Source organism: Phaeobacter sp. 11ANDIMAR09, from assembly GCF_001294455.1.
In the GTDB taxonomy this organism is placed as follows: Bacteria; Pseudomonadota; Alphaproteobacteria; order Rhodobacterales; family Rhodobacteraceae; genus Pseudophaeobacter.
On sequence record NZ_LIKT01000056.1, the window covers coordinates 1 to 8073 of the forward strand.

Genomic DNA, 8073 nt, shown 5'->3' on the forward strand with positions numbered 1-8073 from the left:
ATATTTCCGTGCAAAACTGGCCGCACTTCAAGCCGGTTTTTTGAAATATTTGAAAAAGATGGTCTTCGCTGAGGTTATCAAAAGCCCAAGCGTCCAGCATTTGGAATTCAAAGGACAAAGCATGATCGTTTCCGTTTTTGAAACCTTGCAATCCGACCCAAAGCGACTGTTACCGACAGACACGTTCGCAAAGTATGAAGCAGACAGCGATGGCCTCAGGGTGATATGTGTGCTTTCTGATATCCCGAAGGATGAGGGAGGTGATCCACTTCGAGATTGGGCGATCTCGGTGTTGAAAGGCCGGGAAAACCACCGGTTCTTACCGAAGATGCCGCTGCACAGCTTCGGCTTCGTGCATTGCCAGAAATCTCAAGCGCGACTTTGGACACAGCGATGCAATTATGTTCAGGCAGCTTTCCGCTTTCTTTGTATCCTGGCACCTCGCAAACTGAATTTTACGTGAACTACTTGGAGTGCATTAGTACCCCTCTGTCCTCTCTGACGGCACAGGCGCATTGAATGGCTTGCAGATACGGCGAACCGCTGGCGTCTCTCGACCGGTAGAATTCCCATGTCTTCCTTGGGCTTATTCTGTTGAAAAACTCCCTCACAGGAAAAGTGTTCCGGCAGAATGCTCAGTTTCGACCCGACTCGGTGTTTTTCAACAAAATGGGCTGACAGCAGTCATCCTCCGCCTTGGAAGGTTCGCGTGACCATCGCGGCCCATGGGCAACGGCAGCTCTGCGCAGGTTGCGACCTTTGCAAAGTCCGCCTTTCGACTTGAGAACACAGCCCTCAACCGCAGCGATGCCGCATGAAAAGCGGTCATTGGTGGGGCTTGCTGCAATGTTTTGAGGTTGAAGGGCAGGACTGCGGACTAAGCGCCATTTCGCTGCGGCTGCGCGAATGACCGCCCTTGCGAACTCGCAGCATTTGGAAATGTTCGTTCAACAATTGTTGAACGAACACTCCAGCATAGGATCTTTGGGCCAGAAAGAGAAACCGTCCGGACTATCACCCAAACTACTGAGTGGCACTAGAACGGCTGGATCAAGAAATCACGATACGAACAGTTCAGAAGTCAGCCCCCGCCCAAAGGACGGGGGTTGAAAAAAACCTAGAAGAAACCCAGCTTGTTGGGATTGTAGCTGACGAGCATGTTCTTGGTCTGCTGATAATGGTCCAGCATCATCTTGTGGTTTTCGCGCCCGATCCCGGACTGCTTGTAGCCACCAAATGCCGCGTGAGCTGGATAGGCATGGTAGTTGTTGACCCAAACGCGACCTGCTTCGATGGCCCGGCCCATGCGGTAGCACGTGTTCATGTCCCGCGACCAGACACCGGCACCAAGCCCGTACATCGTGTCATTGGCAATGGCCAAAGCCTCGGCTTCGTCCTTGAAGGTGGTGACAGAGACGACGGGGCCAAAAATCTCTTCCTGGAACACCCGCATCTTGTTGTGGCCCTTGAGGATCGTTGGTTGGATGTAGTTGCCACCGGAGAGCTCTCCGCCAAAGTCAGCAGCCTGCCCGCCAACGAGAACCTCGGCACCCTCTTCAGCGCCAATTGTGAAATAGGACAGGATTTTCTCTTGCTGCGCTTGGCTCGCCTGTGCCCCGACCATGGTCTCGGGATCACGCGGATCGCCATGTTTGATGGCATTCACCCGTTCGATCACACGCTCCATGAAGGGTTCGTAGATGTCTTCTTGGATCAGCGCGCGCGATGGGCAGGTGCAGACCTCGCCCTGATTAAAGGCAAACAGAACGAACCCCTCGATTGCCTTGTCAAAGAAGGCGTCGTCTTCGCGCATGATGTCCGAGAAGAACACGTTGGGGCTTTTGCCACCCAGTTCCAGTGTGACCGGGATCAGGTTTTCGGTTGCCGCCTGCATGATTGTGCGGCCGGTCGCGGTTGAGCCGGTAAAGGCGATCTTGGCAATACGCTTGGATGTGGCCAGTGCCGCGCCGACCTCTGCCCCAAACCCGTTGACGATGTTGAGCACGCCATCGGGCAAAAGATCGGCGATGACCTCGGCAAGAACCATGATCGCTGCTGGCGTTTGTTCCGCGGGCTTCATCACGATGCAGTTGCCCGCAGCCAAAGCAGGTGCAAGTTTCCACGCCGCCATCAGGATCGAGAAGTTCCATGGGATGATCTGGCCCACAACGCCAAGAGGCTCGTGATAGTGATAGGCAACGGTGTCGTTGTCGATCTGGCTCATGGAGCCTTCCTGACCGCGCAAAACGCTGGCGAAGTAGCGGAAATGATCCGCCGCCAGCGGAATGTCTGCAGCCATGGTTTCGCGAATCGGCTTACCGTTGTCCCATGTCTCAGCCTGCGCGAGCAATTCGAGGTTCTCTTCGATCCGGTCGGCAATCTTTAGCAGCAGGTTTGCGCGGTTCGTTGCGGACACAGCGCCCCAGGAGCTCTTGGCGGCATGGGCCGCATCCAGCGCCAGCTCGACGTCTTCAGCCGTGGACCGAGCGCAATCGTTGATCTTTTCGTTCGTGATCGGCGTCACGTTTTCAAAATACTGACCTTTCACGGGGGCGACGAATTTGCCGCCGATGAAGTTGTCGTATGTGGTCTTGAAAGGCGACGTGTATGTGCCCGCCTCGGTGTGTGCCATGTCTTTCATGAGTGTTTTCCTCCTAAGGTTGCCGGATCCTCCATCCGGACTGGCCTTTGGATAGGTGCATGCGTTTCGCGCTGTCATTAGGCGCACTGGGAATGTCGGATGGAAGTGTCTCAATACTGGGACAGGGTGCTTAGCTTGCGTCGAGCCCAAGCCGTTTCATACGGCGGTAGAGCGTCGCGCGGCCCACGCCCAACTGCCGCGCGGCTTGCGAAACATTGCCGTCGGCACGCGCGATCGCCCGCACAACAGCTGCGCGTTCTGCTTTCTCAAACCCGGTCGGACCCTCTTCACGCCCCAGAATGTCGGCCGCCGGGCGTGCCGAAATCGCGCCGGTTTTCTGCAACCCGAAGATATTGCGTGCCGCGCGGGTTGCCCCAATAACGAGGTCGTCCTGATCGACGGCCAATAGGACCGCAGCATCGCTGTCGCCGCCCTCTGCCACGATAATGCGCCCCGAGGTGTAGGCAGCGCGGAAATAGGCCTCCTCGATCGCGCGTGCTGTTTGGCCGACCTGCGCGCTGATCAAACGGTTGAACGCTTCGGTTTGATCCGCGCGGGCTGACGACACATCAAGCGCCGCGACCACCGACCCATCTGCCCCATAGATGGGTGCATCGATGCAGCTCATGCCAGTGTTACGGGAAAAGAAGTGCTCATCACGATCAATAATGACGCGGCGGTTTTCCGTCAGGCAGGTTCCGATCCCGTTCGTGCCTTGATGGGCTTCGCTCCAATCCGCGCCAGCTGTCAGGCCCCAGCTTTCAAAAACTGATGCGTCCCCGTCTGATATCCGTTGGTCCAGAACGATGCCCTCTGCATCAGTCAGCAAGACGGCGCAACCGGACTGCCCGACCAGCGAAAAGAGCGTATCAAGCCGCGGAGAGGCGACGATCATGAACCTATCAAGCGCAGCCCGCCGATGATCCAGATCGGCCTGGTCGACCCGCTCTGGGGCGCGGGCTTCGTCCGGGTCTAACCCATGTTTGTTTGCAGAACGGTGCCAACTTGCTGCAACCTGGCTCCGCGCGGCAGCAGAGGACGACTGGGTCGCCTCGATAATCTTGTCTGCATGTCGGGTTCGGCGCATCAAATATCTACCGTCAAGGATAGGTTGCTACACCATAGCAAACCTCTTGGAGGATCGCACCATTTGCGTTCTTGGTGCGTTAGACACCAAAATGGCAGTTTAGTTGCATGGGCAATCTCTGCCGTCATGCGGAGTTTTGGCTGCAATGGAGGCCACTGAGCGCCTTGGAGCCACGCTGTCATGCCATACGGTCAAGCCCACTGATTGGCGTTTGAACCACAGGAACATTCTGTCGCGCATCCGCAGCAGGCCCCTTTTGATGTCGGCATGTCAGTGACTTTGGCACCAAAGCAGACGTTTGCCCAAGCCGCGGCATCGGTGAAAGTGGGCTCGCACTTCTCTTTCGCCGCTGCGAAGGCATAGGTCTGTTCTAAATCGGCGAACGGCGAGTGCCGTCCGCCGCCATGGGGCAGATGTCGATCCGTTCAGCGATGCTCAAGGCATCTTCTAACTCGACACCAAGGTAATCCGCCCTTTGTTCCAGGCTTTGCGCTTCGGGGTGACTGCAGGAAGTTGGACTCTTGGCATAATATGCCCTCGAATCCTGCCTCCAAACCCTGACGTCAGCACCGCGCTGACGCCCAAAGCATAGCATCGGATTGAACGACCGGTGTCAGAAGGAATAAAGACGGGCCATCTCTGCGAGCTCATTAGGCTGCTCAGAGCCCAAACTCACTGCTGCTGCGCCAAGAATGAACTGGGGCTATCCACAGTAACCGGTCATTCAGAAGATCTGGCCACCAGATAGTCCGTTGAGGCCAAAACCCAACGGAGGGGTAGCAAGCGTATCATTTCTCAGGCTGAGTCGTTCCCCGCGTCTCTCTGACTGGGATCGCTCACAAATGCTGGAACGACCTGTTCGGGGTCATTGTTTTCCCGATAGCTGCGGGATGCATTAGCCCACCATGCCAACTGATCCATCGCCCTGCTGCAATAGCTCTTCCAAGAAGCCGAATTTTGCGCCCCCGATAGTTTACCACTCTCGGTAAAGACACCTTGAGCCTTTGGAACATGCACCATCGCAGATACCGGTAAGCAACCCAGCTCGGACAGGTAAGTGCGCATGTTCACGCCAGCACGGGCACCGCCCCATTGGCCAGCAGAATAGGTCACGATTGCCGATGGCTTCCATGAATACAGCGAACTGCCAAAGTGGTTCAGCATGCCAGCTAGTGCGGGGCTCATTGAATGATTGTATTCGGGGCTGACCATTACGTAGCCGTCAGCACTTCGTATTTTGTCCGCCAGTGCATCGAGCTTTGGAGGTGCTTTGCCGTTTGCGTAGGCGAAGTGTGGCTTGAACTCTGCCGGGGCAGGATGCGGCATGTCGACTAGCGGATCAATCAGCATGACGTTGTGGCCTGCAGCCATCAGAAGATCGCGGCAAAAGAGCGACACACGTTCGCCCAGTCGCGCGGGGCGTGGCGGCGTGCTGGTGCGCACAGATCCCAGAAAGACCAATATATTGAGTGGCTCTAAGTTTTCGCTCATGCAGCGCTCGGACTTAACAACGTCAGGATTTCCGAACAATTTTCAACCTGCCCGCCGCAACAATCCGCCAGCATGAAGCTGAGTAGTGAATTCATCACGCCCAAGTTAGCAGCATAATGAATTTCGCGAGAATGGCGGGTGGCTGTTAACAGGCCTGCGCGTTTGAGCACCGCCAAATGTCCGGACAAAGTTGACGGGACGACCCCTATGCGTTTGGAAATGGCCGTCGCGGTAAGCCCGTCTGGCCCGACGTTGACCAACATCCGGTAGATCGCCAAACGCGAGGTTTGTGCAAGGGCTGAGAAGGCTTCGATTGCAGTGTCTTGGTTCATAATTCGCTGATATCCGAATTATCGAATGTTGACAAGCGGGTCGTATGGGCAGTACCAGCCAGATCAATTCGGTGATTTCCGAAGTAACAAAGCAAGGTGTTCCTGTTGAAAACGACGCTCATCACCTCCGAAGTAGGTTTCGAGGCCACTGGCAAACACGCAGGCTATCTGCGCGTCCCGCATTCGGCGCATCGCTCGGCCTATGGCTGGATACCCGTACCAGTCGTGTCGATCCAAAATGGCAGCGGCCCGACACTGGTGATCATGGCAGGCAATCACGGCGATGAATACGAGGGGCAGATTGCAGTGTCCAACCTTGCGCGTGATTTGGAAGCCCAAGACATTCGCGGGCGGTTGATCCTTTTGCCGACAGCGAATGCACCCGCAGCGCAGGCCGGTTTGCGCACATCGCCGGTTGATGATGGTAACCTCAACCGGCTGTTTCCCGGCGACGCATTGGGCAGCCCTAGCGAAATGATCGCCCATTATATCGAAACCGTTTTGATGCCGCTGGCTGACTACTCGATTGATCTGCACTCAGGCGGAAGCTCGCTGTTTTATCCGTCGACGCTGCTGCGCGGACAGGGATATAGCCCAGAAGAATCTAACGCGCTGCAACGGCAGCAAGAGGCGTTCGATCTCTCTTATGCATGGGTGTTCACCAGCGGCGGTGGGCGTGACAGCACCGCACGTACCGCGATGGGAGCTGCAAACCGTAACGGCGTAATCAATGTCATGGCAGAATTTGGCGGGTCAGGGGGAGTCACGCCCGAAATTCTGCACCGAACCGAACGCGGATTGCGCCGGGTATTGCACAGCCTTGGGATGCTGCCTGACTATGTGCCAGACCCTCCACACGGAACCCGCGAAGTGAACACGCAAGGGTCGATCTATGCCTATCATGCAGGGCTGTTCGAACCGTCTAAATCTATCGGAGATGCGGTCGCCGTAAACGAGGTGTTAGGCCTGATCCACCACCCTGGAACCCCACTGCAAGCGCCGGAGCAGATTAACTCTCCCTACGCCGGTTTCGTTTTGTGCAAACGGGCGATGGCACAGGTTGTGCGGGGGGATGCCGTATTTCAGATCGCCGCAGACGCGCAGGCTGACAAGGTGCCCCAATGAAAACCCATCCGCTATCTCTGAGTGCCGTTCGTCAAGCAGCCACCGCGTTGGGCGGCAACATCGACAGCAACCTCTTTGCCGCACTTTTAGACGACAAAACCTGAAACTGAATACGTCATGTAAGAAATTCAAAAGGCAAACTTATGACCGACTCTACTACATCCAATGATGAAAAACTTGGCCCTTTTGAGCGCTTCCTGACCCTCTGGGTTGCCCTTGCGATGATCGGAGGTATCGCGATTGGCGTTTTCGCGCCGGGTTTGGTGAATGCCGTGGCATCGGCCGAGGTGGCCTCGATCAATCTGGTGGTTGCGGTCCTGATCTGGGCGATGGTTTATCCGATGATGGTCGGGGTGGATTTCGGGGCGGTCGCAGGTGTGGCGCGACAGCCCAAGGGGTTGCTGGTGACGCTTGTGGTGAACTGGCTAATCAAGCCGTTTACGATGGCGCTGCTCGCGGTGCTGTTTTTTGACTATGTGTTTGCGCCGTTTATCGCACCCGAAGATGCCGCACAATATATTGCGGGTCTTATCCTGCTCGGGGCCGCGCCCTGCACGGCGATGGTGTTCGTGTGGTCACAACTGACCCGAGGGGATGCCACGTATACGCTGGTGCAAGTTTCGGTAAACGATTTGATTATGGTCGTGGCCTTTGCCCCAATTGTGGCGTTCTTGCTGGGGGTCACAGACATCGTGGTGCCATGGGAAACACTGGTGCTAGCGACGGTTCTATATGTAGTGCTGCCGCTGGTTGCGGGGTTGATCACGCGGCGCATTTTAGGGTCGGCCCAAGCGATTGAGGCCTTTACCGCCAAGGTTAAACCGTGGTCGATCATCGGTCTGATCGCGACAGTAGTGATCCTGTTTGGTTTGCAAGGCGAAGTGATCCTTAACCGACCGCTTGTGATCGTCCTAATAACGGTGCCAATTATCATCCAAAGCTATGGCATTTTCGCAATCGCTTATGGTGCGGCATATGCGCTGAAAGTTCCGCACCGTATTGCGGCCCCCTGTGCGATGATTGGCACATCCAACTTCTTTGAACTTGCTGTCGCGGTGGCCATCAGCCTGTTCGGGCTTCATTCCGGCGCGGCACTGGCAACGGTTGTCGGGGTGCTGGTCGAGGTGCCAGTTATGCTATCGCTGGTCGCCTTCGCTAATCGCACACGCAATCGTTTTCCAGAGGCTGCGGGGTGATCATTATTTATCACAACCCTGATTGCGCAACGTAGCGCAACGTCGTGGATATCGTCCGCAATTCCGGTGAAAGCTATGAAGTCGTGGAGTATCTGACCGCAGGCTGGACTAGGCACCAGTTCAACGCATTGCTCGCGGCGGCGAACCTAACGCCGCGAATGGCGCTTCGCGAGACCAAGTCTCCGGCGTCGGAGATGGGGC

The 8073-nt window shown here is 56.2% G+C and carries 6 protein-coding genes and 1 pseudogene; 3 read left to right on the plus strand and 4 right to left on the minus strand.

Annotated features, from left to right (window positions below; translation table 11 throughout):
* Nucleotides 1–463 (plus strand): annotated as a pseudogene (locus AN476_RS21680) (hypothetical protein); the annotation flags it as partial.
* Nucleotides 464–1117: 654 nt separating this feature from the next.
* Here the strand turns inward: AN476_RS21680 and adh are convergent.
* The 4 genes from adh to AN476_RS21700 all read right to left on the minus strand — a co-directional run bounded on the left by adh (nucleotide 1118) and on the right by AN476_RS21700 (nucleotide 5551).
* Nucleotides 1118–2641 (minus strand): aldehyde dehydrogenase, encoded by a 1524-nt coding sequence (gene adh, locus AN476_RS21685; RefSeq protein ID WP_054463849.1) that lies wholly within the window; start codon nucleotides 2639–2641, stop codon nucleotides 1118–1120.
* 130 nt (nucleotides 2642–2771) lie between these two features.
* Nucleotides 2772–3728 carry a helix-turn-helix domain-containing protein gene (locus AN476_RS21690; protein ID WP_054463850.1) on the minus strand — a complete coding sequence of 319 codons (957 nt, stop codon included), beginning with the start codon at nucleotides 3726–3728 and terminating at the stop codon, nucleotides 2772–2774.
* A gap of 795 nt (nucleotides 3729–4523) precedes the next feature.
* Nucleotides 4524–5219, minus strand: coding sequence for an NADPH-dependent FMN reductase (locus tag AN476_RS21695; RefSeq protein ID WP_054463851.1), 696 nt, complete (start codon nucleotides 5217–5219; stop codon nucleotides 4524–4526).
* Nucleotides 5216–5551, minus strand: a complete 336-nt coding sequence (locus AN476_RS21700) for a helix-turn-helix transcriptional regulator (RefSeq protein WP_054463852.1) — start codon at nucleotides 5549–5551, stop codon at nucleotides 5216–5218. The genes AN476_RS21695 and AN476_RS21700 overlap by 4 nt, the downstream gene beginning before the upstream one ends.
* 105 nt (nucleotides 5552–5656) lie before the next feature.
* On the opposite strand from AN476_RS21700, the gene AN476_RS21705 reads away from it, so the two are divergent.
* Together AN476_RS21705 and arsB are read left to right on the plus strand one after the other, a co-directional pair.
* Nucleotides 5657–6676, plus strand: coding sequence for a succinylglutamate desuccinylase/aspartoacylase family protein (locus AN476_RS21705; protein WP_083464463.1), 1020 nt, complete (start codon nucleotides 5657–5659; stop codon nucleotides 6674–6676).
* 143 nt (nucleotides 6677–6819) lie between these two features.
* Nucleotides 6820–7872 (plus strand): ACR3 family arsenite efflux transporter, encoded by a 1053-nt coding sequence (arsB, locus tag AN476_RS21710; protein ID WP_054463853.1) that lies wholly within the window; start codon nucleotides 6820–6822, stop codon nucleotides 7870–7872.
* Nucleotides 7873–8073: the final 201 nt, after the last annotated feature.

What these genes read in the sequence shown, in the direction of transcription:
- adh (WP_054463849.1), bottom strand. Translation starts at nt 2,641, where the DNA reads ATGAAAGACATGGCACACACCGAGGCGGGCACATACACGTCGCCTTTC.
- AN476_RS21690 (WP_054463850.1), bottom strand. Translation starts at nt 3,728, where the DNA reads ATGCGCCGAACCCGACATGCAGACAAGATTATCGAGGCGACCCAGTCG.
- AN476_RS21695 (WP_054463851.1), bottom strand. Translation starts at nt 5,219, where the DNA reads ATGAGCGAAAACTTAGAGCCACTCAATATATTGGTCTTTCTGGGATCT.
- AN476_RS21700 (WP_054463852.1), bottom strand. Translation starts at nt 5,551, where the DNA reads ATGAACCAAGACACTGCAATCGAAGCCTTCTCAGCCCTTGCACAAACC.
- arsB (WP_054463853.1), top strand. Translation starts at nt 6,820, where the DNA reads ATGACCGACTCTACTACATCCAATGATGAAAAACTTGGCCCTTTTGAG.